This window comes from Bacillus sp. 1NLA3E, from assembly GCF_000242895.2.
In the GTDB taxonomy this organism is placed as follows: Bacteria; Bacillota; Bacilli; order Bacillales; family Cytobacillaceae; genus Bacillus_BU.
Window position 1 is genome coordinate 1 of sequence record NC_021171.1, and the last position, 25,090, is coordinate 25,090.

Annotated in this window: 15 protein-coding genes, 3 tRNA genes, 3 rRNA genes and 1 other annotated feature; of the genes, 18 read left to right on the forward strand and 3 right to left on the reverse strand. The window is 40.3% G+C overall.

The genetic code is table 11. From position 1 onward, the window contains the following. Nucleotides 1-570: 570 nt before the first annotated feature. From dnaA to rrf, 12 genes are all read left to right on the forward strand, one after another. Nucleotides 571-1,917 (forward strand): chromosomal replication initiator protein DnaA, encoded by a 1,347-nt coding sequence (dnaA, locus tag B1NLA3E_RS00005; RefSeq protein ID WP_015591852.1) that lies wholly within the window; start codon nucleotides 571-573, stop codon nucleotides 1,915-1,917. A 288-nt stretch (nucleotides 1,918-2,205) separates the two neighbouring features. After that, nucleotides 2,206-3,342: a DNA polymerase III subunit beta gene (gene dnaN, locus B1NLA3E_RS00010; RefSeq protein WP_015591853.1), complete on the forward strand. Its 1,137-nt coding sequence runs from the start codon at nucleotides 2,206-2,208 to the stop codon at nucleotides 3,340-3,342. Between the two features lie 212 nt (nucleotides 3,343-3,554). Continuing rightward, entirely contained in the window at nucleotides 3,555-3,767 is a 213-nt protein-coding gene (gene yaaA / locus B1NLA3E_RS00015; protein ID WP_144061409.1) for a S4 domain-containing protein YaaA, read from the forward strand. Nucleotides 3,768-3,785: 18 nt separating this feature from the next. Continuing rightward, nucleotides 3,786-4,904 (forward strand): DNA replication/repair protein RecF, encoded by a 1,119-nt coding sequence (recF, locus tag B1NLA3E_RS00020; RefSeq protein WP_015591855.1) that lies wholly within the window; start codon nucleotides 3,786-3,788, stop codon nucleotides 4,902-4,904. A gap of 9 nt (nucleotides 4,905-4,913) precedes the next feature. Then, the gene (gene remB, locus B1NLA3E_RS00025) at nucleotides 4,914-5,159 is read left to right on the forward strand and encodes an extracellular matrix regulator RemB (protein ID WP_015591856.1); all 246 of its coding nucleotides are present in this window, start codon (nucleotides 4,914-4,916) and stop codon (nucleotides 5,157-5,159) included. Between the two features lie 89 nt (nucleotides 5,160-5,248). After that, complete coding sequence (gyrB, locus tag B1NLA3E_RS00030) at nucleotides 5,249-7,156, forward strand: DNA topoisomerase (ATP-hydrolyzing) subunit B (protein WP_442852674.1); 1,908 nt, start codon at nucleotides 5,249-5,251, stop codon at nucleotides 7,154-7,156. Nucleotides 7,157-7,347: 191 nt separating this feature from the next. Then, entirely contained in the window at nucleotides 7,348-9,951 is a 2,604-nt protein-coding gene (gene gyrA / locus B1NLA3E_RS00035) for a DNA gyrase subunit A (protein ID WP_015591858.1), read from the forward strand. Nucleotides 9,952-10,443: 492 nt separating this feature from the next. After that, nucleotides 10,444-11,993, forward strand: a 16S ribosomal RNA gene (locus B1NLA3E_RS00040). Nucleotides 11,994-12,116: 123 nt separating this feature from the next. Then, nucleotides 12,117-12,193: transfer RNA gene (locus B1NLA3E_RS00045), tRNA-Ile, on the forward strand. Nucleotides 12,194-12,207: 14 nt separating this feature from the next. After that, nucleotides 12,208-12,283, forward strand: a tRNA-Ala gene (locus B1NLA3E_RS00050). 127 nt (nucleotides 12,284-12,410) lie between these two features. Further along, nucleotides 12,411-15,347 (forward strand): 23S ribosomal RNA (locus tag B1NLA3E_RS00055). A 118-nt stretch (nucleotides 15,348-15,465) separates the two neighbouring features. After that, nucleotides 15,466-15,582 (forward strand): 5S ribosomal RNA (rrf, locus tag B1NLA3E_RS00060). The 16S, 23S and 5S rRNA genes sit together here with 2 tRNA genes alongside, the layout of an rRNA operon. A 381-nt stretch (nucleotides 15,583-15,963) precedes the next feature. On the opposite strand, the gene B1NLA3E_RS00065 is transcribed toward rrf, so the two are convergent. After that, nucleotides 15,964-16,920, reverse strand: a complete 957-nt coding sequence (locus B1NLA3E_RS00065; RefSeq protein WP_015591859.1) for a YaaC family protein — start codon at nucleotides 16,918-16,920, stop codon at nucleotides 15,964-15,966. 121 nt (nucleotides 16,921-17,041) lie between these two features. Here B1NLA3E_RS00065 and guaB point away from each other — a divergent pair, with 121 nt between their 5' ends. From guaB to B1NLA3E_RS00095, 6 genes are all read left to right on the forward strand, one after another. Next, nucleotides 17,042-18,508, forward strand: coding sequence for an IMP dehydrogenase (guaB, locus tag B1NLA3E_RS00070; protein ID WP_015591860.1), 1,467 nt, complete (start codon nucleotides 17,042-17,044; stop codon nucleotides 18,506-18,508). A gap of 248 nt (nucleotides 18,509-18,756) precedes the next feature. Further along, complete coding sequence (locus B1NLA3E_RS00075) at nucleotides 18,757-20,085, forward strand: D-alanyl-D-alanine carboxypeptidase family protein (RefSeq protein ID WP_015591861.1); 1,329 nt, start codon at nucleotides 18,757-18,759, stop codon at nucleotides 20,083-20,085. Between the two features lie 110 nt (nucleotides 20,086-20,195). Continuing rightward, complete coding sequence (gene pdxS, locus B1NLA3E_RS00080; RefSeq protein ID WP_187292132.1) at nucleotides 20,196-21,095, forward strand: pyridoxal 5'-phosphate synthase lyase subunit PdxS; 900 nt, start codon at nucleotides 20,196-20,198, stop codon at nucleotides 21,093-21,095. A gap of 11 nt (nucleotides 21,096-21,106) precedes the next feature. Continuing rightward, on the forward strand, nucleotides 21,107-21,697 hold the full coding sequence (gene pdxT, locus B1NLA3E_RS00085) for a pyridoxal 5'-phosphate synthase glutaminase subunit PdxT (protein ID WP_015591863.1): 591 nt from the start codon (nucleotides 21,107-21,109) through the stop codon (nucleotides 21,695-21,697). A gap of 55 nt (nucleotides 21,698-21,752) precedes the next feature. After that, nucleotides 21,753-21,971, forward strand: a binding site (T-box leader). Nucleotides 21,972-22,027: 56 nt separating this feature from the next. Next, nucleotides 22,028-23,308, forward strand: coding sequence for a serine--tRNA ligase (serS, locus tag B1NLA3E_RS00090; RefSeq protein ID WP_015591864.1), 1,281 nt, complete (start codon nucleotides 22,028-22,030; stop codon nucleotides 23,306-23,308). A 96-nt stretch (nucleotides 23,309-23,404) separates the two neighbouring features. Next, nucleotides 23,405-23,497: transfer RNA gene (locus B1NLA3E_RS00095), tRNA-Ser, on the forward strand. 197 nt (nucleotides 23,498-23,694) lie between these two features. On the opposite strand, the gene B1NLA3E_RS00100 is transcribed toward B1NLA3E_RS00095, so the two are convergent. Together B1NLA3E_RS00100 and B1NLA3E_RS00105 are read right to left on the reverse strand one after the other, a co-directional pair. Beyond that, nucleotides 23,695-24,363, reverse strand: a complete 669-nt coding sequence (locus B1NLA3E_RS00100; protein ID WP_015591865.1) for a deoxynucleoside kinase — start codon at nucleotides 24,361-24,363, stop codon at nucleotides 23,695-23,697. Next, a complete protein-coding gene (locus B1NLA3E_RS00105) occupies nucleotides 24,341-25,000 on the reverse strand; it encodes a deoxynucleoside kinase (protein ID WP_015591866.1) in 660 nt (219 codons plus the stop codon). The genes B1NLA3E_RS00100 and B1NLA3E_RS00105 overlap by 23 nt, the downstream gene beginning before the upstream one ends. Nucleotides 25,001-25,090: the final 90 nt, after the last annotated feature.

Below are 25,090 nucleotides of genomic sequence, written 5' to 3' on the forward strand. Positions count from 1 at the left end.
AGGAATGTACTTACTGCAGAAAATATTCTTTCTAAACTTATTATAGCCAAATAGCCAATCCAGTTTTTTATTTTAGCAAAAAAAATTAGAATTTTTTTGTTTTCCCGTCTTGTGGATACTTTTCGACAGCCTTTTTTATTATCCACAGCAGATATTGACAGGTTTTTCACACATTAAGTGCCTGTGGACAATTTTTTCTAATAACTTGTGTCACTTGTGGATAATGTATGAAAAAGCATTGCACCTCAACTAATAATTTGATATTATATTTGTGTTTTCACTCTGGATAAATAGTTGTGAATAACTAGCTTATCCACAAATTGTGGATAAGCTGTGGACAGGTTATTCAGGGATAAGGAAAAGTTTGTCCACAAGTCGTGGATACTGTCGAAAACTCCACTTATCTTCCTTATTATTTATTATTCCGCATAAGTCATTTTGTATATTTATAAATCCATAGTTTATTCAGATGAATATGATTGTATTTTTATAAATTCTTCATTTTTGAAGTAAAATGTAATATGTCAAAGTGCGTTCATTTTCAAACTTGGCGAAAAGGGGGGATATTTATTGGAAAATATTGCGGACCTTTGGAATAAAGCACTTGGTGATATAGAAAAAAAGGTAAGTAAGCCTAGTTTTGAAACTTGGCTAAAATCAACAAAAGCACACATGCTTCAAGGTGATACCTTGACTATTACTGCTCCCAACGAGTTTGCACGGGATTGGCTTGAGGAACGTTATTCCCAATTGATCTCAGGAATTTTATATGATATTACAGGTGAAGAGCTTGGAGTAAAATTCATCATTCCTCAAAATCAAAACGAAGAAGAAATCTCTCTTCCAATACCACCAAAAAAGGCCAGAAGAGACGAGGAGCAGCAAGAATTACCGCAGAGCTGGCTAAATCCAAAATATTTATTTGATACATTTGTTATTGGATCTGGAAACCGTTTTGCTCATGCAGCATCACTGGCTGTTGCTGAAGCGCCAGCCAAAGCCTATAACCCTTTGTTTATTTATGGAGGAGTAGGTCTCGGAAAAACACATTTGATGCATGCGATCGGACATTATGTATTAGATCATAATCCAGACGCTAAAGTGGTTTATTTATCTTCTGAAAAATTCACAAATGAATTCATTAATTCGATCCGCGACAACAAAGCTGTAGAATTTCGAAATAAATATCGAAATGTCGATGTTTTATTGATTGATGATATTCAATTCTTAGCTGGAAAAGAATCAACCCAGGAGGAATTTTTCCATACCTTTAACACCCTGCATGAGGAAAGTAAACAAATTATCATCTCAAGTGATCGACCACCTAGAGAAATTCCAACTTTAGAGGATCGATTAAGATCACGCTTTGAATGGGGATTAATTACTGATATTACTCCACCAGATTTAGAAACGAGAATTGCAATTCTCCGTAAAAAGGCGAAAGCAGAAGGTTTAGATATACCAAATGAAGTCATGCTTTATATTGCGAATCAAATTGATTCCAACATTCGTGAACTTGAAGGTGCACTTATCCGTGTTGTAGCTTATTCTTCTTTAATAAATAAAGATATCAATGCTGACTTGGCAGCAGAAGCATTGAAAGATATCATACCAAGTTCGAAACCAAGAATTATAACAATCCTGGATATCCAAAAAGTAGTTGGAGAACATTACAGTATCAAGTTGGATGACTTTAAAGCGAAAAAACGCACAAAGTCAGTCGCGTTTCCTCGTCAAATTGCCATGTATTTATCGAGGGAGCTAACAGACTTTTCTCTACCGAAAATCGGTGAGGAGTTTGGAGGACGTGACCACACAACGGTCATTCATGCCCATGAAAAAATTTCAAAACTACTACAATCTGACATGCAATTACAAAAGCAGATCAAGGAAATCCATCAAACCTTAAAAGTATAGAATTTTTATTTTAGAAATATGAAGGCGCCATCGGCTAAGAAAATCGAACCGATGGCGCCTTGCGCTAGATCACTATGATAGAAATTAAGTTCATTTTAGCCTTGGAAAATGTGGATAACCTGCTATGACTTACACACAGTTTGTCCACATGTGGATAGACTGTCTTTTCTTTCAAAAAGTGAGGTTATCCACAAATCCACAGGCCCTACTAGTACTTCTACTATATTTATAACTTATTAATATATGTTTTAAGAACAAAAAATATGCATATAACGGAGGATTAATTTAATGAGATTTATAATCCAACGAGATCGCCTTGTTCAAAGTGTTCAAGATGTAATGAAAGCTGTAACATCCAGAACTACTATTCCTATTTTAACTGGTATCAAGATCGTCGCAACGAACGAGGGAGTAACGCTAACAGGAAGTGATTCGGATATTTCTATTGAATCGTTTATTCCTAAAGAAGAATCTAGTGATGAAATTGTTGAAGTAAAACAAACGGGATCAATTGTTTTACAAGCAAAATTCTTTAGTGAAATTGTTAAGAAGCTACCAACTGATTCGGTCGAAATTCATGTCGAAAATCATTTACAAACCGTGATTCGTTCTGGAAAGTCTGAATTTAATTTAAATGGAATTGATGCTGAAGAATATCCACACTTACCACAAATTGACGAAGAGAATGTATTTAAAATCCCAACAGATCTTTTAAAAGCGATGATTAGACAAACTGTATTTGCAGTGTCCACCTCAGAAACACGCCCTATCTTGACAGGTGTCAACTGGAAGGTGGAAAATAATGAATTATCCTGTATTGCAACAGATAGTCATCGTCTTGCTTTAAGAAAAGCTAAAATTGAAACGGATAACAATGAAGCTTACAATGTGGTCATTCCGGGTAAAAGTTTAAACGAACTAAGCAAAATTTTAGATGATACAAATGATTCTATTGATATTGTCATTACGGAAAATCAGGTTTTGTTTAAAGCGAAGCATTTGTTATTTTTCTCGAGGTTATTAGAAGGAAATTATCCTGATACGTCACGTCTTATCCCAGCGGAAAATAAAACAAATGTAACGGTTATTACGAAGGACTTTTTACATGCCATTGATCGTGCGTCATTGCTTGCTCGTGAAGGAAAAAATAATGTCGTTAAGTTTGCGACGATTGGTGACAGCTTGCTCGAAATCACCTCTAACACTCCAGAAATCGGTAATGTAGTTGAAGAAGTTCAAGCTCAAGAAATTGAGGGAGAGGAATTGAAAATTTCTTTTAGTGCGAAATACATGATGGATGCATTAAAAGCATTAGAAGGAACAGAAATTAAAATTAGCTTTACTGGGGCAATGCGTCCATTTGTCATCCGCCCTATGGCTGACGATTCTATTCTCCAATTAATATTACCGGTAAGGACCTATTAAATTTTAATTTTAATCTGAAGAGTCTGACTATTATTCGGTCAGGCTCTTTTTTATACGAAATTTGTCTAAAAATGTTTTTTTTAGTAAAATAAAAGAATTGGGTCACTTTAGAAAAGGTGATTTCTTGTTACAGTCCATACCATTCATGAAGTAGTTCAATTATATTTTTATTTTAGTCAAGATACCCTTTCTTTAAGAGAGAAAAGAGTGAGATAATGAAAGAAATCAAAATTGATACGGAATATATTACATTAGGGCAATTTTTAAAATTGGCTGAAGTGATTCAATCTGGCGGCATGGCTAAGTGGTTTTTAAGTGAGTATGAAGTTTTCATCAATGGTGACCAGGACCAAAGAAGAGGAAGAAAACTTTATGCTGGTGATAAAATAAAAATACCAAATATCGGAACATTTATTGTGGTGTAATAAACAAAGGTGGATTTCATGTATATCCAGCAATTACAGCTAAAAAACTACCGGAATTATGAGGTTCTTGAGGCTCAATTTGAAAATAAAGTAAATGTTATCCTAGGTGAAAATGCTCAAGGAAAAACGAATGTAATGGAATCCATTTATGTTCTTGCGATGGCTAAATCCCATCGAACTTCAAATGATAAAGAACTTATATCTTGGGACAAAGAATATGCTAAAATAGAAGGTAGGGTTAAAAAACAGCATGGTTCTTTACCACTACAATTAATTATTTCAAAAAAGGGAAAAAAGGCTAAATGCAATCATATTGAGCAGCAAAAGCTGAGTCAATATATTGGAAATATGAATGTTGTCATGTTTGCGCCAGAAGATCTCAATCTTGTAAAAGGGAGCCCTCAAGTTAGGCGTCGTTTTATTGATATGGAGATTGGGCAAGTATCCCCTATTTATTTACACGATATGGGACAGTACCAGAAAGTATTACAACAAAGAAATCATTATTTAAAACTACTTCAAACAAAAAAACAAACTGATTTGACCATGCTTGATGTACTTACGGAACAATTTATTCAACTCGCAGCAAAAATTATCGTAAAGCGATTTGAATTCATTCAATTATTGGAAAAATGGGCTGTTCCGATCCATAAGGGGATTTCCAGAGGTTTAGAAACACTAAAGTTGGAATATAAACCTTCCGTAGAGGTATCAGAAGAAAGATGTTTGTCGAAAATGATAGAAGTATTCGAACAAAAATATTTCAAAGTTAAAAATAAGGAAATTGAGCGCGGTATTACTTTGTTTGGTCCCCATCGTGATGATCTCCTCTTTTTTGTAAATGAACGCGATGTCCAAACGTTCGGGTCACAAGGACAACAAAGAACAACAGCCCTCTCTGTTAAGCTTGCCGAAATTGAATTAATTCGTTCAGAAATCGGTGAATACCCTATTTTATTGTTAGATGATGTATTATCCGAGCTTGATGACTACCGTCAATCTCATTTACTTAATACGATTCAAGGCAAGGTTCAAACGTTTGTAACCACCACAAGTGTGGAAGGAATTGACCATCAAACACTAAAAGAAGCTGCTACATTCAGTGTTGAGGTTGGAAAAATGAGTCAAATTCAATGAGGTGAAAAAATGTACCTTCATGTCGGGGAAGAGATAACAGTCAAAACAGAAGACATTATCGCGATCGTTGATAGAGAAAGCACAAAGTTTTCGCCTTACATGGATGACTTCATTGATCACCAAAAAGACCAGATATTCAATGCAGCTAAAGGGCCATATAAATCGCTTGTGATAACACTAAATAAGGTGTACTTTTCCCCTTTTTCTTCAGGAACATTAAAAAGACGCTCTCAAGCATTTCCCCATCTTGAATGATATAATTAATTACTATCTATTGAATAAATTAGAAAGTCCAGTGTATACAGAAAGTGTAGGTGATCGAAATGGCAATGGAGCAAAATGCAATGCAAGAAGAAACCTATGATGAAAGTGACATACAGGTATTAGAAGGATTAGAAGCTGTTCGAAAACGGCCAGGAATGTACATCGGGTCAACGAGTGGAAGAGGTTTACATCATCTAGTTTGGGAAATTGTGGATAATAGTATTGACGAAGCCCTTGCAGGTCATTGTTCAGACATAAATGTCATTATTGAAAAAGATAACAGCATTACGGTTAAGGATAATGGACGCGGTATTCCAGTTGGTATTCAAGAAAAAGTGGGACGCCCAGCAGTTGAAGTCATTTTTACAGTCCTCCACGCAGGCGGTAAATTTGGCGGAGGTGGATATAAAGTATCTGGAGGTCTCCATGGTGTTGGTGCCTCAGTTGTAAATGCTTTATCAACAAAGCTAGAAGTTTATGTCCACCGTGACGGAAAAATCTATTACCAAGTATTTGAACGTGGTGTTCCACAAGCTGATTTAGCAGTGGTTGGAGAAACAGATCATACAGGAACAACGATTCACTTTATACCTGATGCAACCATCTTCACTGAAACACTAGAATATGATTATGACACACTTGCAACTCGTCTACGCGAACTTGCCTTCTTAAATAAAAATATTAAAATTACTATTGAAGACAAGCGAGTTGAAAATAAAAAGAATGAGTATATTTATGAAGGTGGAATTAAATCCTACGTTGAGCATTTAAACAGAACGAAGGATGTTGTTCATGAAGAGCCTATTTTTATCGAGGGCGAAAAAGATGGTATAACAATCGATGTTGCTCTGCAATATAACGAAAGCTATACAAGCAATATATACTCTTTTGCCAATAATATTCACACCTATGAAGGTGGAACTCACGAATTTGGTTTCAAGACCGCGTTAACCAGAGTCATTAATGATTATGCTAGAAAGAATGGATTGATTAAAGAAAATGACACAAATCTTTCTGGTGAAGACGTTCGTGAAGGGTTAACAGCCATCATATCCATTAAACACCCGGATCCGCAATTTGAGGGTCAAACAAAAACAAAACTGGGTAACTCAGAAGTTCGTACGATTACTGATACCATTTTCTCTGAACATTTCGAGAAATTTCTACTTGAAGACCCCGGAGTTGCACGTAAAGTTGTTGAAAAAGGCCTAATGGCTGCAAGAGCAAGACTCGCTGCAAAAAAGGCACGGGAATTAACACGTCGAAAAAGTGCTTTAGAGGTTTCGAGTTTGCCCGGGAAATTAGCAGATTGTTCTTCTAAGGATCCTGCAATCAGTGAAATCTATATTGTTGAGGGTGACTCTGCCGGTGGATCAGCCAAACAAGGACGTGACCGTCACTTTCAGGCAATTTTACCTTTAAGAGGAAAAATCCTAAATGTTGAGAAAGCACGGCTAGATAAGATTCTCTCTAACAATGAAGTTAGGGCAATGATTACGGCAATCGGGACAGGGATTGGGGAAGATTTTGATATTGCTCGAGCTCGTTATCATAAAGTAGTGATCATGACTGATGCTGATGTTGATGGTGCCCATATTCGCACGCTCTTATTAACCTTCTTTTATCGATATATGAGACAAATATTAGAGGCTGGTTATGTTTATATTGCCCAACCCCCACTATATAAAGTCCAACAAGGGAAACGAATTGAGTATGCATACAATGATAAAGAACTTGAGCGTGTTTTTGCGGAATTACCTAATTCACCTAAACCAAATATCCAGCGTTATAAAGGTCTTGGAGAGATGAATCCGACGCAATTATGGGAAACAACAATGGATCCATCCACTAGAACAATGCTACAAGTTAGTTTAGAAGATGCAATTGAGGCTGATGAAACTTTTGAAATGTTAATGGGTGACAAAGTAGAACCTCGTCGTAACTTCATTGAAGCAAATGCACAATATGTGAAGAATCTAGACATATAGAAAAAAGCACTTCGAAGAGGCAAGTAGCTGCTAGACAACAAGAAAATCGAAAGGCGCTTAGCTTTCGATGAGCTAGACAATTAGAAAAAGGTAAGGGTAGAGGGTTGACCACTATCCTCCTTTTTTCATTTACCGAAGTAGAAGGGTGATCAATGAAAGCTTTACGTTGCCCTAAATAGGAGGTACCAAATATGGCTGAAACACCAAATTCTCAAATAAAAGAGATTAATATCAGTCAGGAGATGAAATCTTCCTTTCTTGACTATGCGATGAGTGTTATTGTATCTCGTGCTCTTCCGGATGTACGTGATGGCTTAAAGCCAGTTCATCGCCGTATTCTTTATGCTATGCATGATCTTGGAATGCATTCGGACAAACCTTACAAAAAGTCTGCTCGTATCGTTGGTGACGTAATCGGTAAGTATCATCCTCATGGTGATTCTGCAGTTTACGAAACAATGGTTCGGATGGCTCAAGACTTTAACTACCGTTATATGCTCGTAGATGGTCATGGAAACTTTGGGTCTGTAGATGGTGATTCAGCAGCAGCAATGCGTTATACAGAATCAAGAATGTCCAAAATTTCGATGGAACTATTAAGAGATATCAACAAAGATACGATTGATTTTCAAGATAACTACGATGGTGAGGAACGTGAACCGGTTGTTCTTCCGGCTCGATTCCCTAATCTATTAGTTAATGGAACAACAGGAATTGCTGTAGGTATGGCAACTAATATCCCACCTCACCAACTTGGTGAAGTAATTGATGGAGTATTAGCAATTAGCCATGATCCTGAGATTACTACTCAAGAGCTAATGGAGATTATCCCTGGTCCTGATTTCCCAACAGGAGGATTAATTCTAGGCCGAAGTGGTATTCGTAAAGCATACGAAACAGGCAGAGGCTCAGTAACTATCCGTGCGAAGGTAGAAATTGAACAAAAGTCAAATGGAAAAGAAGTAATCATTGTTAATGAATTACCATACCAAGTTAATAAAGCAAGATTGATTGAAAAGATTGCTGAATTAGCTCGTGATAAAAAAATCGATGGAATTACAGACCTGCGCGATGAATCCGATCGTAATGGGATGAGGATTGTTATTGAGGTACGAAAAGACGCTAATGCGAATGTCCTTTTAAATAACTTATATAAACACACCGCCCTGCAAACCAGCTTTGGAATCAACACATTAGCACTTGTTAATGGTCACCCAAAGGTTTTAACACTTAAGCAATGTTTAGTTCATTACTTAGATCATCAGAAGGTAGTCATTCGTCGTAGAACGGAGTTTGAACTACGTAAGGCTGAAGCTCGTGCTCATATTTTAGAAGGATTAAAAATTGCATTAGACAATATTGATGCAGTAATTAGTTTGATTCGTGGCTCGAGGACAACAGATATTGCTCGCGAAGGATTAATGACTCAATTTCAATTATCAGAAAAACAAGCACAGGCAATCCTTGACATGCGTTTGCAACGATTAACTGGTTTAGAACGTGAAAAAATCGAGGAAGAACTCCAGACCTTGCTTAATCTGATTGAAGAATTGAATGCAATTCTCGCTAATGAAGAGAAAATTTTAGAAATTATTAGAGAAGAACTTACCGAAATAAAAGAACGCTTTAATGATAAGCGCCGTACTGAAATTGTTACAAGTGGAGTAGAAATGATAGAGGATGAAGACCTAATTCCAAAGGAAAGTGTCGTCATTACTTTAACGCATAATGGCTATATCAAACGTCTTCCAGTTTCAACCTATCGTTCGCAAAAACGTGGAGGACGCGGTATCCAGGGAATGAACACAAATGAAGATGATTTTGTTGAACACTTAATCACCACTTCTACCCATGATACTATTCTATTTTTCACAAACAAAGGTAAGGTATACCGGTCCAAGGGCTATGAAATTCCAGAGTATAGTCGAACAGCAAAAGGGTTGCCAATCATTAATTTACTCGAAGTAGATAAAGGTGAATGGGTAAATGCGATTATTCCAGTAGAAGAATTTGTAGATGATTGGTCTCTATTCTTTACTACGAAGCAAGGAGTTTCGAAACGCTCTCCATTAACATCGTTTGCGAACATCCGTAATAATGGCTTAATTGCACTTAATTTACGTGAGGAAGATGAATTGATTTCAGTTCGGTTAACCGACGGAAGCAAAGAAATCATCATTGGTACAAAAAAAGGAATGTTGATTCGTTTCCCTGAGACTGATGTACGTTCAATGGGAAGAACAGCTACTGGTGTTAAAGGAATTAACCTGGATGATGATGACGAAGTTGTTGGAATGGAAGTATTAGAGGATAATACTGACATCTTAATTGTTACCCAAAAAGGTTATGGAAAACGAACTCCAGCAGTTGAATACCGAGTCCAAGGTCGAGGCGGTAAAGGGATTAAAACGTGTAATATTACAGAGAAAAATGGGAATCTCATATCGATGAAAGTAGTAACTGGCGAGGAAGATGTCATGTTGATTACGACAGGCGGTGTGTTAATCCGTATGGATGTTAATGATATTTCATCAATGGGAAGAAACACGCAAGGTGTCAGATTGATCCGACTAGGAGAATCTGAACATGATCAAGTGGCTACAGTTGCCAAGGTTGCTAAAGAAGAAGATAAAGAAGAATTTGAGAATGAAGAAACAAATCTATCTAGTGGGGAAATAGAAGACAGTGTTCAAGAATCTCCTCAAGCATCAACTGATAAAGCTGAAAAGAATGAATCAGATAATTCACCTGAATCTATCAGTGAAGTTATATCTGATGAAGACAAAGAAGAATAATTTTTAAAAAGGGATGAAGGTTGCTGTTAACCTTCGTCCCTTTTTTATAGATTGGCTGTTTTAAAGCTCAATGTTGATTGGAGTGGAAGGCGCAAGACTCCCACAGGAGCAGCGGGACAGGTGCGTGAGTGCCTGGAACGGAAATCAGCATTCTAGTTTAAAAATGCCTATGGATTAAATAACTCCCGTTTTAAGTTGATCAGCGAAAAAAGGAGTAGAGTCTTTTATTATCAATAAGTACTTGCCAAAGTATTTAATAGCTGATATAATCATTCAAGTCAGCAACAAACGGTTAATACTATTTAAGCATTAAAAAATATTAGTTGACTTATTTTGTTGCAAATGATATATTAATAAAGTCGCCTCTGAGAGACGACGGAACAAATTGCTCTTTGAAAACTAAACAAACAAACGTCAACAATATAATTTTTTATAGTGTGAATGACTTCGGTCATGACACTAGCCAACGTAACTTTTATGAGTCAATCAACTTTCTTGGAGAGTTTGATCCTGGCTCAGGACGAACGCTGGCGGCGTGCCTAATACATGCAAGTCGAGCGGATTGATGGGAGCTTGCTCCCTGATATCAGCGGCGGACGGGTGAGTAACACGTGGGCAACCTGCCTGTAAGACTGGGATAACACCGGGAAACCGGTGCTAATACCGGATAATCCTTTTCCTCTCATGAGGAAAAGCTGAAAGTCGGTTTCGGCTGACACTTACAGATGGGCCCGCGGCGCATTAGCTAGTTGGTGAGGTAACGGCTCACCAAGGCGACGATGCGTAGCCGACCTGAGAGGGTGATCGGCCACACTGGGACTGAGACACGGCCCAGACTCCTACGGGAGGCAGCAGTAGGGAATCTTCCACAATGGACGAAAGTCTGATGGAGCAACGCCGCGTGAGCGATGAAGGCCTTCGGGTCGTAAAGCTCTGTTGTTAGGGAAGAACAAGTATCGGAGTAACTGCCGGTACCTTGACGGTACCTAACCAGAAAGCCACGGCTAACTACGTGCCAGCAGCCGCGGTAATACGTAGGTGGCAAGCGTTGTCCGGAATTATTGGGCGTAAAGCGCGCGCAGGCGGTTCCTTAAGTCTGATGTGAAAGCCCCCGGCTCAACCGGGGAGGGTCATTGGAAACTGGGGAACTTGAGTGCAGAAGAGAAGAGCGGAATTCCACGTGTAGCGGTGAAATGCGTAGAGATGTGGAGGAACACCAGTGGCGAAGGCGGCTCTTTGGTCTGTAACTGACGCTGAGGCGCGAAAGCGTGGGGAGCAAACAGGATTAGATACCCTGGTAGTCCACGCCGTAAACGATGAGTGCTAAGTGTTAGAGGGTTTCCGCCCTTTAGTGCTGCAGCTAACGCATTAAGCACTCCGCCTGGGGAGTACGGCCGCAAGGCTGAAACTCAAAGGAATTGACGGGGGCCCGCACAAGCGGTGGAGCATGTGGTTTAATTCGAAGCAACGCGAAGAACCTTACCAGGTCTTGACATCCTCTGACACTCCTAGAGATAGGACGTTCCCCTTCGGGGGACAGAGTGACAGGTGGTGCATGGTTGTCGTCAGCTCGTGTCGTGAGATGTTGGGTTAAGTCCCGCAACGAGCGCAACCCTTGATCTTAGTTGCCAGCATTCAGTTGGGCACTCTAAGGTGACTGCCGGTGACAAACCGGAGGAAGGTGGGGATGACGTCAAATCATCATGCCCCTTATGACCTGGGCTACACACGTGCTACAATGGGTGGTACAAAGGGTTGCAAAACCGCGAGGTCGAGCCAATCCCATAAAACCACTCTCAGTTCGGATTGTAGGCTGCAACTCGCCTACATGAAGCTGGAATCGCTAGTAATCGCGGATCAGCATGCCGCGGTGAATACGTTCCCGGGCCTTGTACACACCGCCCGTCACACCACGAGAGTTTGTAACACCCGAAGTCGGTGGGGTAACCGTAAGGAGCCAGCCGCCTAAGGTGGGACAGATGATTGGGGTGAAGTCGTAACAAGGTAGCCGTATCGGAAGGTGCGGCTGGATCACCTCCTTTCTAAGGATATTGTCGTAAAGACAATCGGAACACAACACTTATAGTGATGTGATGTTGATGGTTTGTTTGTTTAGTTTTGAGAGAGTAATCTCTTAAAAATTTATATATGTTTATCCGTTATATGGGCCTATAGCTCAGCTGGTTAGAGCGCACGCCTGATAAGCGTGAGGTCGATGGTTCGAGTCCATTTAGGCCCACCATATCCACCTATAACGGGGCCTTAGCTCAGCTGGGAGAGCGCCTGCCTTGCACGCAGGAGGTCAGCGGTTCGATCCCGCTAGGCTCCACCAATCTTATAACGATTGCTTTTTGTCGTTATTTTTGTTCCTTGAAAACTAGATAATCGTAAGAAGAATGTAAGACCGAGAAACACCACATTAGTTTTTTCTCTCTTATATAATAAGAGATTAACCTTTAGGTTAAGTTAGAAAGGGCGCACGGTGGATGCCTTGGCACTAGGAGCCGATGAAGGACGGTACTAACACCGATATGCTTCGGGGAGCTGTAAGTAAGCTTTGATCCGGAGATTTCCGAATGGGGAAACCCACTGCTCGTAATGGAGTAGTATCTTTACCTGAATACATAGGGTATTGAAGGCAGACCCGGGGAACTGAAACATCTAAGTACCCGGAGGAAGAGAAAGCAAATGCGATTCCCTGAGTAGCGGCGAGCGAAACGGGAAATAGCCCAAACCAAGAGGCTTGCCTCTTGGGGTTGTAGGACACTCAACATGGAGTTACAAAGGAACGGGGTAAATGAAGAGGTCTGGAAAGGCCCGTCAAAGAAGGTAAAAACCCTGTAGTTGAAACTTCGTTCCCTCCTGAGTGGATCCTGAGTACGGCCGGACACGAGAAATCCGGTCGGAAGCAGGGAGGACCATCTCCCAAGGCTAAATACTACCTAGTGACCGATAGTGAACCAGTACCGTGAGGGAAAGGTGAAAAGCACCCCGGAAGGGGAGTGAAATAGATCCTGAAACCGTGTGCCTACAAGTAGTCAAAGCCCGTTAATGGGTGATGGCGTGCCTTTTGTAGAATGAACCGGCGAGTTACGATTACATGCAAGGTTAAGTTGATAAGACGGAGCCGCAGCGAAAGCGAGTCTGAATAGGGCGAATGAGTATGTGGTTGTAGACCCGAAACCAGGTGATCTACCCATGTCCAGGGTGAAGGTAGGGTAACACCTACTGGAGGCCCGAACCCACGCACGTTGAAAAGTGCGGGGATGAGGTGTGGGTAGCGGAGAAATTCCAATCGAACTTGGAGATAGCTGGTTCTCTCCGAAATAGCTTTAGGGCTAGCCTCACGTTGTAAGAGTCTTGGAGGTAGAGCACTGTTTGGACTAGGGGCCCTCATCGGGTTACCGAATTCAGACAAACTCCGAATGCCAAAGACTTATCCGTGGGAGTCAGACTGCGAGTGATAAGATCCGTAGTCAAAAGGGAAACAGCCCAGACCACCAGCTAAGGTCCCAAAGTATACGTTAAGTGGAAAAGGATGTGGAGTTGCTTAGACAACCAGGATGTTGGCTCAGAAGCAGCCACCATTTAAAGAGTGCGTAATAGCTCACTGGTCGAGTGACTCTGCGCCGAAAATGTACCGGGGCTAAACGTATCACCGAAGCTGTGGATTGACATCTTAGATGTCAGTGGTAGGAGAGCGTTCTAAGGGCGTTGAAGCTAGACCGTAAGGACTGGTGGAGCGCTTAGAAGTGAGAATGCCGGTATGAGTAGCGAAAGATGGGTGAGAATCCCATCCACCGAATGCCTAAGGTTTCCTGAGGAAGGCTCGTCCGCTCAGGGTTAGTCGGGACCTAAGCCGAGGCCGAAAGGCGTAGGCGATGGACAACAGGTTGATATTCCTGTACCACCTCTTTATCGTTTGAGCAATGGGGGGACGCAGAAGGATAGGGTAAGCGCGCTGTTGGATATGCGCGTCTAAGCAGTTAGGCTGGTAGCGAGGAAAATCCCGTTACCGTGAAGGCTAAGCTGTGATAGCGAGGGAAATATAGTACCGAAGTTCCTGATTTCACACTGCCTAGAAAAGCCTCTAGCGAGATAAAAGGTGCCCGTACCGCAAACCGACACAGGTAGGCGAGGAGAGAATCCTAAGGTGAGCGAGAGAACTCTCGTTAAGGAACTCGGCAAAATGACCCCGTAACTTCGGGAGAAGGGGTGCTCTTTAGGGTGAATAGCCTTGAAGAGCCGCAGTGAATAGGCCCAGGCGACTGTTTAGCAAAAACACAGGTCTCTGCAAAGCCGCAAGGCGAAGTATAGGGGCTGACGCCTGCCCGGTGCTGGAAGGTTAAGGGGAGAGGTTAGCCGCAAGGCGAAGCTTTGAACCGAAGCCCCAGTAAACGGCGGCCGTAACTATAACGGTCCTAAGGTAGCGAAATTCCTTGTCGGGTAAGTTCCGACCCGCACGAAAGGCGTAACGATCTGGGCACTGTCTCAACGAGAGACTCGGTGAAATTATAGTACCTGTGAAGATGCAGGTTACCCGCGACAGGACGGAAAGACCCCGTGGAGCTTTACTGTAGCCTGATATTGAATTTTGGTACAGCTTGTACAGGATAGGTAGGAGCCGTAGAAGCCGGAGCGCTAGCTTCGGTGGAGGCATTGGTGGGATACTACCCTGGCTGTATTGAAATTCTAACCCATACCCCTGATCGGGGTAGGAGACAGTGTCAGGTGGGCAGTTTGACTGGGGCGGTCGCCTCCTAAAGAGTAACGGAGGCGCCCAAAGGTTCCCTCAGAATGGTTGGAAATCATTCGTAGAGTGTAAAGGCACAAGGGAGCTTGACTGCGAGACCTACAAGTCGAGCAGGGACGAAAGTCGGGCTTAGTGATCCGGTGGTTCCGCATGGAAGGGCCATCGCTCAACGGATAAAAGCTACCCCGGGGATAACAGGCTTATCTCCCCCAAGAGTCCACATCGACGGGGAGGTTTGGCACCTCGATGTCGGCTCATCGCATCCTGGGGCTGTAGTCGGTCCCAAGGGTTGGGCTGTTCGCCCATTAAAGCGGTACGCGAGCTGGGTTCAGAACGTCGTGAGACAGTTCGGTCCCTATCCGTCGTGGGCGCAGGAAATTTGAGAGGAGCTGTCCTTAGTACGAGAGGACCGGGATGGACGCACCGCTGGTGTACCAGTTGTCTTGCCAAAGGCATAGCTGGGTAGCTATGTGCGGAAGGGATAAGTGCTGAAAGCATCTAAGCATGAAGCCCCCCTCAAGATGAGATTTCCCATAGCGCAAGCTAGTAAGATCCCTGAAAGATGATCAGGTTGATAGGTCAGAGGTGGAAGCGCGGTGACGTGTGGAGCTGACTGATACTAATCGATCGAGGACTTAACCAAAAACGGTGTTATTAGTTTTACAACTTCTTCTGCATTATCTAGTTTTGAGGGAATGAAAATTTCTCTTGCAAAACTTCAAAAAGTCATTATAATAAATAATGTCTTATGAAAAAAATAGTCTGGTGGCGATAGCGAGAAGGTCACACCCGTTCCCATACCGAACACGGAAGTTAAGCTTCTCAGCGCCGATGGTAGTTGGGGGATCTCCCCCTGTGAGAGTAGGACGTTGCCGGGCAAAAAAAGAACAACTCAAATGAGTTGTTCTTTTTTTGCCGTTTTTGTAAAGTTTTTTGCTATTTACCAAAAGAGAAATGTGGTTGATTTCCGCTCCAGGATACTCGCGCACCTTAGGGGATCACCTTGTCCCGTTGCTCCCGCAGGGGTCTCGCACCTGAAGCGAAGATAAGCTTTTTTATCAACGTTTTGCTTCCACAAACCCCATTTAAAAAACAACAATCTTTTAGTTAGGGATGAAGCCCGGAGCGTACAAGGTACACTCAGAGGTCAGGAGCTCACGAGCCTCTTTGTCCTATTGGCTAACATCCGCTCGGCTCGAGGTCACAAGCTGATAAGCGAGCTCCTTGTGCAAACCAAGAGGCTTGAGCTTTTTTGCTTACTACTTCTCCAACCCACTAATCAACTGCTGATATATCAAAAACGGACCTTTCTTAATAGTTGTTTCTAAAAATGACTGGATAAATGGAAAATCGTTATTTGCCATCATTTTCATTAGTTCACTCCACCATTCTGTTTCATATCTAGCAATCATACTTAGATTATAAAGAAGTAAGTAATGAATAAGCATTTCAGGAAATTGCAAGAGATCCCCTTTGTGTAGAGGTAATGAATATTGTTTTTCTACAATATTAAATCTAAAAGGAAGCGTCTCTCCAAAAAAACCATTTTCAACTCCTATCTTTAAATAATCCTTATCGTGTGAAGATACCGAGAATGATCTTTGGAATTTAGAGCGTAAATAATCTTCAAAGCGATTTTCTGTCATATGGAAGGAGTCTAAGATATTATTAGAAATAAGGATGTTTCCATTTTTAAATGGCCCTTTTTCGAAAATCTTTTTCTTTTCTAATTTTGAAAAGAGATGGTCAACCTCAGGTATATTGGATAGTAGTTCTTCCATCGTAACCTTCTCCCCTTCTAATTGTTTCATGTGAAACAACTTATCAGACATAAAAGGGAAAAGGCCGGTCTTTTGAATTTTGACTTCATCATCTAAAAAACGATACTGTTGTTTTTTTCTTTTTCTCGATGAAACCCCATGTGCTAATACAGAGGTTGTTTCTGGATAATTTGGGTCTTTGACTAGAATACAGGCTTTAATTAAGTGGATAAACCCGTAAAAGATTAAAATTGGTTGAATCATGAGTGGGGCTTGGATAGCTTGTTCGTAATAAATTTTCCCGTGTTCTAGATAATAAATGAATGGGTAGCAATTTTGAAAGCTTTTTTGATCAGCTTGCTCAATACGTTGCTTATGATAATTATTTTTTAAAAAGGCTTGAGTAAAGGAGGCGGAGAAAAACATTGTGTAACTATTCCAGTCTTGATAATCCATTCGATTTACCCCTTTACAATTTTCTGAAAAATCTAACATAAGTGATCTTTCTTGACAGTATTTTATCCAATTGATAACCTACTAATAATATTTTTACGTATCCAGGAGGTCATAAATAAAAATGTGGGAATCTAAATTTAAAAAAGAAGGTTTAACGTTCGATGATGTTTTGTTGGTCCCGGCGAAATCGGAAGTGTTACCGCGTGATGTCAATCTTCAAGTAGAGTTAACAAAAAAGGTTAAGTTAAATATCCCAATTATCAGTGCAGGAATGGATACAGTAACAGAAGCGGATATGGCAATAGCAATTGCCCGCCAAGGTGGACTTGGTGTTATTCACAAGAATATGTCAATCGAACAACAGGCTGACCAAGTATTAAAAGTTAAACGGTCAGAGAGCGGCGTAATAACAGATCCATTTTTCTTAACTCCTGAACAGCAAGTTTTTGATGCTGAACACTTGATGGGGAAATATCGAATTTCTGGCGTTCCAATCATTAATAACGAAGTTGAACAAAAACTTGTGGGAATTCTTACTAATCGTGATTTACGATTTATTCAAGACTACTCTATCCTTATTTCAGATGTTATGACAAAGGAGAACTTGGTAACAGCACCAGTGGGAACAAGTCTCCAGGATGCCGAAAAGATTCTTCAACAATACAAAATAGAAAAACTTCCTTTAGTTGATGAAAGTGGAGTATTAAAGGGCCTTATTACAATTAAAGATATTGAGAAGGTTATTGAATTTCCTAATTCAGCAAAAGATCAACAAGGGCGTCTGTTGGCTGGGGCTGCAGTAGGAGTAACAAAGGATACGATGATGCGTGTAGATGCCTTAGTGAAAGCAAATGTAGATGCCATTGTCGTCGATACCGCTCACGGACACTCAGCAGGGGTTCTTGAGACAGTTAGAGAGATTAGACAAGCTTATCCTGAACTGGCCATTATCGCCGGGAATGTAGCTACTGCGGCTGCGACAAAGGAACTAATCGATGCAGGGGTAGATGTTGTTAAGGTTGGAATCGGACCTGGTTCAATTTGCACAACTCGGGTGGTAGCTGGAGTTGGAGTACCTCAGATTACAGCCGTCTACGATTGTGCAACGGAAGCACGGAAACACGGGAAGGCAATTATTGCTGATGGTGGTATTAAATATTCTGGTGATATCGTAAAGGCGTTAGCAGCTGGTGGACATGCCGTTATGCTCGGAAGCATGTTAGCAGGTGTTTCAGAAAGCCCAGGAGATACCGAAATTTATCAAGGACGTCGCTTTAAAGTATATCGAGGTATGGGCTCAGTTAGTGCAATGGAAAAAGGCTCTAAAGACCGCTATTTCCAAGAAGATAATAAGAAGTTTGTCCCAGAGGGTATTGAAGGAAGAGTACCTTACAAAGGACCTTTGTCCGATACGATTTATCAGTTAGTAGGAGGCATTCGTTCGGGAATGGGATATTGTGGTTCAAGAGATTTAAGAGCACTAAGAGAAAATTCCCAGTTCATTAGAATGACTGGTGCAGGATTAAGAGAAAGTCATCCTCATGATGTTCAAATTACGAAGGAATCACCAAACTATTCACTTCAATAAATATCTAAAATTTACTTAGGACGGAGAAAGTATTCTCTGTCCTTTTTAATTCATTAAAATAAAGACTTATTGCTCTGCCAAACCACCGTTATTGTGCTATTTTTTGTAAAATTAATAGACTTATTTCCATACATGGGTGGGTGTAGAAACTAATAATTGTTTATGTTAAACTATCAAGGTGAAAACAAGAGTCTACCACTCTCACAATATAAATTTGACCCTAAAATTAAGAGCTGGAGGAAATTGGATTGAATTATTATCGTAAGGTTTTGCTATTCGTTGCCATGTTAATAGTATGTTTCGCATCCGTCACGGCAGTTGGCCCACATGTAGCAAATGCGGAGGGAGATTCCCTTGGTATTAATGCAGAGGCAGCTATTTTATTAGATGTAAAGACTGGTAAGATATTATATCAAAAAAATCCAGATGAGGTACTTGGCGTTGCTAGTATGTCAAAAATGATGACAGAATACTTGGTCTTAGAAGCCATCCAAAATAAAAAAATTAGTTGGGACCAGAAGGTTACGATTAATGAATATGTTCATAAATTATCAGCCGCACCTGATCTCTCCAATGTAGGATTAACACAAGGAGAAGAATATTCGGTTAAAGAGCTCTATCAAGCAATGGCTATTTTTTCTGGTAATGCTGCAGCAGTTGCATTAGCAGAAACAGTAGCAGGAACAGAAAAAAACTTCGTCACTATGATGAATAAAAAAGCAAATGAGTTAGGTTTAAAAGATTATAATTTTGTTAATTCTACTGGTCTTAACAATGAAAGCTTATTAGGTAATCAACCGGCAGGCGGACCAAAGGACGAAAATGTCATGTCAGCTCGGGCAACAGCGAAGCTTGCTTATCAATTAATCAGTAATTATCCTGAGGTTATTGAAACAGCAAAAACTCCAAAATTAAAATTTAGAGATGGTAAGGAGTATCCTAATTTCAACTGGATGTTACCAGGGTTAATTTTTCAATATGAGGGTGTTGACGGCTTAAAAACTGGTTCAACTGATTTTGCTGGCTACTGCTTTACCTCAACAGCTGAAAGAAATGGTCAGCGGTATCTTTCAGTAGTGATGAAGGCCTCTTCAAAGGATGCAAGATTTACTGAAACAAGAAAAGTTCTTGATTATGCGTTTAATAACTTTGCTAAAGAAAAAGTTTTGTCTAAACATTATCAAGTTAAAGGTAAAAAGTCTCTTCCTGTAGTAAAAGGTAAGGGAGATAAAGTAGAGATTTATACAAAAGAACCCATTAGTATGGTGATGAAAAGTGGAGAAAAGGACTCATACAAACCTGTCCTAGTTCTGGATAAGAAAAAATTAACTAAAGACGGTGAATTGACTGCTCCTGTAAAAAAAGGAGAGAAGGTTGGTTACGTAACAATTAAATCTACTAATGGTGAAGATCTTGGATTTATTTTGGGCAAAGAAAATAAAAATCTTCAAGTAGATGTAGTGGCTGCAGAAAATGTTGAAAGATCAAATGGATTCGTGTTAATGATGCGCGGAATCGGCGGATTCTTTGGCGATGTTTGGGGAAGTGTGTCGTCATCTGTAAAAAGTTGGTTCTAATATTTGGGGTTCCTGCCTTGACAGGAGCCTCTTTTTGTTGTTTTATTTTCATAAAGGAAAAAAAAGAATAATCCGATAGAATTAATTGTTCTTAAAATTAAATAACGTTTATGGAGGGGAAGTTTTCCGTGAAAACAGGAACAGATCGTGTAAAAAGAGGTATGGCAGAAATGCAAAAAGGTGGCGTCATTATGGACGTTGTCAATGCAGAACAGGCGAAAATTGCCGAGGAGGCTGGCGCTGTAGCAGTAATGGCGTTAGAACGGGTACCTTCTGATATTCGTGCAGCAGGTGGAGTTGCAAGAATGGCTGACCCTCGCATTACTGAAGAAGTTTTAAACGCAGTTTCTATTCCAGTAATGGCTAAAGCACGGATTGGTCATATCGTTGAAGCAAGAGTATTAGAAGCAATGGGCGTTGACTACATTGATGAAAGTGAAGTTTTAACTCCAGCAGATGAAGAGTATCATTTAAATAAAAGAGATTATACAGTACCATTCGTTTGCGGTTGCCGTGATTTAGGCGAAGCAGCACGCCGTATTGGCGAGGGCGCATCTATGCTACGCACAAAAGGTGAACCAGGAACAGGAAATATTGTTGAAGCCGTTCGTCATATTCGCAAAGTAAATGCTCAAGTACGTAAAGTAGTTGGCATGAATGAGGACGAGCTAATGACTGAAGCTAAGCTTCTAGGAGCTCCATATGAGGTTTTGCTTGAAATTAAACGGTTAGGTAAATTACCAGTCGTAAACTTTGCAGCCGGTGGCGTTGCAACACCTGCTGATGCTGCGTTAATGATGCAGCTTGGTTCAGATGGCGTATTTGTTGGTTCAGGGATCTTCAAATCGGAAAATCCAGCAAAGTTTGCAAGAGCCATTGTTGAAGCAACAACACATTATCAAGATTACGAATTAATAGCGAACCTTTCTAAAGGGCTAGGAGCAGCGATGAAGGGAATTGAAATCTCTACTATAGCTCCAGGAGCTCGCATGCAAGATCGCGGTTGGTAAGGGGTAGTACAATGGTGAAAATAGGGGTTCTTGGATTACAAGGAGCGGTAAGAGAACATGTCCGTTCTGTTGAAGAATCCGGAGCGGAAGCAGTTGTCATTAAAAGGGTTGAGCAGCTAGAGGAAATTGACGGATTAATTTTACCTGGCGGCGAAAGCACAACAATGCGTAAGTTAATAGATAAGTATCAATTTATGGACCAACTTAAAGAGTTTGCGAATCAAGGGAAACCAGTATATGGTACTTGTGCCGGACTTATTCTATTGGCAAAAAGAGTGGTTGGCTATGACGAGCCACATATCGGTGCAATGGATGTTACGGTTGAGCGGAATTCATTTGGTCGCCAAAGAGAAAGTTTTGAAGCTGATTTAGATATTACCGGTGTGGCAGAAGATTTTCCAGCGGTATTTATTCGGGCGCCTCATATTGTTGAAGCTGGAGAGAACGTTGAAGTGATCTCTAAGCATGAAGGAAGAATTGTTGCGGCACGTGAAGGGAATATTTTAGGTTGTTCCTTTCATCCTGAGCTTACCGATGACAACCGTTTAACTTCTTATTTTGTTAATATGGTAAAAGAAGCAAAAGGAAAACAATCCGTATAATTTGGTTGCAATTAAGAAAAAATTATAGTACATTATGTTTGAAATTCTCATATTTTTTAAAGCATTGAGAGGAACTAGTAACAGCTTGTTCATTCTTTAGAGAGCCGGTGGGTGGTGTAAACCGGTGAATGACATTTGTGAATCCATCCTCGAGTAAAGTATGGAACACCTTTTTTAGGTTACTATATACTTTCGGTCTAAGCCGTTATCTTTTTTTGAGGTGGAAAGCTTGCTTTCAACCAGGGTGGTATCGCGAGTAACTCTCGTCCCTGTTTTGGGGACGGGATTTTTTTGTTTACATAAAGATTTATTAATAAGGAGGGTCAAGTTATGCTGGATATGAAGGTATTAAGAGCAAATTTTGAAGAAGTAAAGGGAAAATTACAACATCGCGGTGAGGATTTAACAGATTTTGGAAGGTTTGAAGAGCTTGATCAAAATCGACGTGATTTAATTGTAGAAAGTGAGAAATTAAAAAGTAAGCGAAACGAAGTATCACAACAGGTTGCTGTTTTGAAGCGGGAAAAGAAAGATGCTGACCATTTAATTTCAGAAATGAGAGAGGTTGGCGACCGCATCAAAGCATTAGACGAGGAGCTCCGTGTTGTTGAAGAGACGCTGGAGCAATTATTGCTCAGTATTCCAAATATCCCTCATGAGAGCGTTCCAGTGGGTGAATCAGAGGATGATAATGTTGAGATTCGAACATGGGGTAATATTCGTGAATTTCCATTTGAGGCGAAACCACATTGGGATCTTGCTGATGATCTAGGGATCTTGGATTTTGAACGTGCTGGTAAAGTGACTGGAAGTCGTTTTGTGTTTTATAAAGGCTTAGGAGCTAGGCTAGAGCGCGCTTTAATTAGTTTTATGCTTGACCTTCATGTCGATGAACATGGTTACAAAGAGATTTTACCTCCTTATATGGTCAATCGAGCTAGCATGGTTGGAACGGGTCAGTTGCCAAAGTTTGAAGAAGATGCATTTCGAGTTGAAAGCGAGGATTATTTCCTTATCCCTACTGCCGAGGTGCCTGTGACAAACCTCCATCGGGATGAAATTCTTAGCGGAGAAGAATTGCCAATCAGCTACGCAGCTTTCAGTGCTTGCTTCCGTTCTGAGGCAGGATCAGCCGGTCGTGATACGCGAGGACTTATTCGTCAGCATCAATTTAATAAAGTGGAGCTAGTTAAATTTGTGAAGCCAGAAGATTCTTATGCTGAGCTCGAAAAATTAACAGGTCATGCTGAAAAAGTATTACAGTTATTAAACTTACCTTATCGAGTTTTAAGCATGTGTACAGGTGATTTAGGTTTTACCGCTGCTAAGAAATACGATATTGAAGTCTGGCTTCCGAGCTATGAAACCTATCGAGAAATTTCTTCATGTAGTAATTTTGAAGGCTTCCAAGCACGGCGAGCAAACATTCGTTTCCGTCGTGATCTGAAGGCAAAGCCCGAACATGTTCATACATTAAATGGTTCTGGACTTGCACTAGGTAGAACAGTGGCAGCTATTTTGGAAAACTACCAGCAGGAGGACGGAAGTATTTTAATTCCTGAGGCATTACAGCCGTATATGGGCAAACACAAAGTCATCCGCCCTGAATAAAGAAAAGTTTCTGAGCAGAATAATCTGCTCAGAATTTTTTTTTTTCATTTTGTTGACAATGTAATTTATTAATGATATATTTATTCTTGTCGATACGGAGGAATACCCAAGTTCGGCTGAAGGGATCGGTCTTGAAAACCGACAGGCGGGTTAAACCGCGCGGGGGTTCGAATCCCTCTTCCTCCTCCATCTATACTAATAATTACCATTCGCATAAATTGGAGATTTAACCCACTACCATTAGGTAGTGGGTTTTTTTGCGTGTTATTAAAGAAAATTCGACATTATTCTGTCACATTTTTTAATTACCTGTTTATAAGTAAATAAAAAACAGGCAGTAATACCTTCTAAACAAAGGATATTCCTGACTGTTTTGAATAGTTGCCTTATTTCTTAACCAAATTGGTTTGTTTCATAGAATAGGAAATCCGTTCGATGATGGGCTCGATAGACCCTTCATTTTCCATAATATCGTAATCCTTAATATTTAAGCGAAGAACGGGGCAAGCGGTGAAGGAGTTAATCCAGTCTTCGTAACGTTTGTGCATTTCTAGCCAATATTCAATCGGTGTTTGTTGTTCCATTGGACGTCCACGTTCTTTAATGCGAGCGAGAATATCGTCAATTGATCCATCAAGATAAATTAATAAATTAGGATGTGGAAAATACGGCGTCATGACCATGGCATCGAATAGACTCGTGTATGTTTCAAAATCTACTTTTGACATGGTACCTTTTTCAAAATGCATTTTTGCAAAGATTCCTGTGTCTTCATAGATTGAGCGGTCTTGAATAAATCCGCCACCAAATTCAAAAATTCGCTTTTGCTCCTTAAAGCGTTCGGCTAAAAAGTAAATTTGTAAATGAAAGCTCCAGCGGTCAAAGTCTCCGTAAAATTTATCTAGATAAGGGTTTGTATCTACTTTTTCAAAGGATGTATTAAATGATAGTGCATTTGCTAATGCGTTTGTCATTGTAGATTTTCCAACGCCCACTGTCCCTGCAATGGTGAAAATAGCATTAGTAGGAATATCATATTTCATTTGAAAGTTCATGGGTGCGTGCTCCTTTTTTTACATGGTTTGAAAGGGTATCAAGTATCAATGTTAAATCCTGCTCTTTCTTGACGAAGTCTATTTCATCACCACTGAAGCGAAGTACAGGGATCTCGGGGTGCAATTTTTCAAATTTTAGCATCGCATTTTCATAATCAATTGATAACTGCTCTAGGTAAAGTGGACTAATATTTTTTTCGACCTCTCGACCTCGTAATTGAATTCTGTTAAGAAGAGTTTCGAGGCTGGCGTTTAAATAAATAATTACATTTGGTTTCGGCATATTTGCCGTTAATATTTGATAAATCTTATAATATTTTTGATATTCTTCTTTATTTAATGTACGTTCGGCAAATATTAAATTCTTAAATATGTGATAATCAGCGATAACTGGTTTTTTTCTTGATAGGAACTGTCCATGGATGTCTCCTAATTGTTTATAACGATTACATAGGAAAAACATTTCTGTTTGAAAGCTCCATTCTTCAATGTTCTCGTAGAATTTCCCGAGAAATGGATTTTCATCGACTATTTCCTTTAATAGGGTAAATTTAAATTGGTCAGATATTGCTTTTGCAAGAGAAGTTTTCCCCACTCCAATCGGACCTTCAACGGTGATAAAAGGTGTACCCTCCATCGCTTGTCCTCCTCTATTTCACTCTCTATAATATATAGAATTCATTATTTTAATATATTAACTTAATGACGCAAAAAATATTGTAACACA

What these genes read in the sequence shown, in the direction of transcription:
- dnaN (WP_015591853.1), top strand. Translation starts at nt 2,206, where the DNA reads ATGAGATTTATAATCCAACGAGATCGCCTTGTTCAAAGTGTTCAAGAT.
- recF (WP_015591855.1), top strand. Translation starts at nt 3,786, where the DNA reads ATGTATATCCAGCAATTACAGCTAAAAAACTACCGGAATTATGAGGTT.
- remB (WP_015591856.1), top strand. Translation starts at nt 4,914, where the DNA reads ATGTACCTTCATGTCGGGGAAGAGATAACAGTCAAAACAGAAGACATT.
- gyrB (WP_442852674.1), top strand. Translation starts at nt 5,249, where the DNA reads ATGCAAGAAGAAACCTATGATGAAAGTGACATACAGGTATTAGAAGGA.
- gyrA (WP_015591858.1), top strand. Translation starts at nt 7,348, where the DNA reads ATGGCTGAAACACCAAATTCTCAAATAAAAGAGATTAATATCAGTCAG.
- B1NLA3E_RS00065 (WP_015591859.1), bottom strand. Translation starts at nt 16,920, where the DNA reads ATGGATTATCAAGACTGGAATAGTTACACAATGTTTTTCTCCGCCTCC.
- guaB (WP_015591860.1), top strand. Translation starts at nt 17,042, where the DNA reads ATGTGGGAATCTAAATTTAAAAAAGAAGGTTTAACGTTCGATGATGTT.
- pdxS (WP_187292132.1), top strand. Translation starts at nt 20,196, where the DNA reads ATGGAGGGGAAGTTTTCCGTGAAAACAGGAACAGATCGTGTAAAAAGA.
- pdxT (WP_015591863.1), top strand. Translation starts at nt 21,107, where the DNA reads ATGGTGAAAATAGGGGTTCTTGGATTACAAGGAGCGGTAAGAGAACAT.
- serS (WP_015591864.1), top strand. Translation starts at nt 22,028, where the DNA reads ATGCTGGATATGAAGGTATTAAGAGCAAATTTTGAAGAAGTAAAGGGA.
- B1NLA3E_RS00100 (WP_015591865.1), bottom strand. Translation starts at nt 24,363, where the DNA reads ATGAACTTTCAAATGAAATATGATATTCCTACTAATGCTATTTTCACC.
- B1NLA3E_RS00105 (WP_015591866.1), bottom strand. Translation starts at nt 25,000, where the DNA reads ATGGAGGGTACACCTTTTATCACCGTTGAAGGTCCGATTGGAGTGGGG.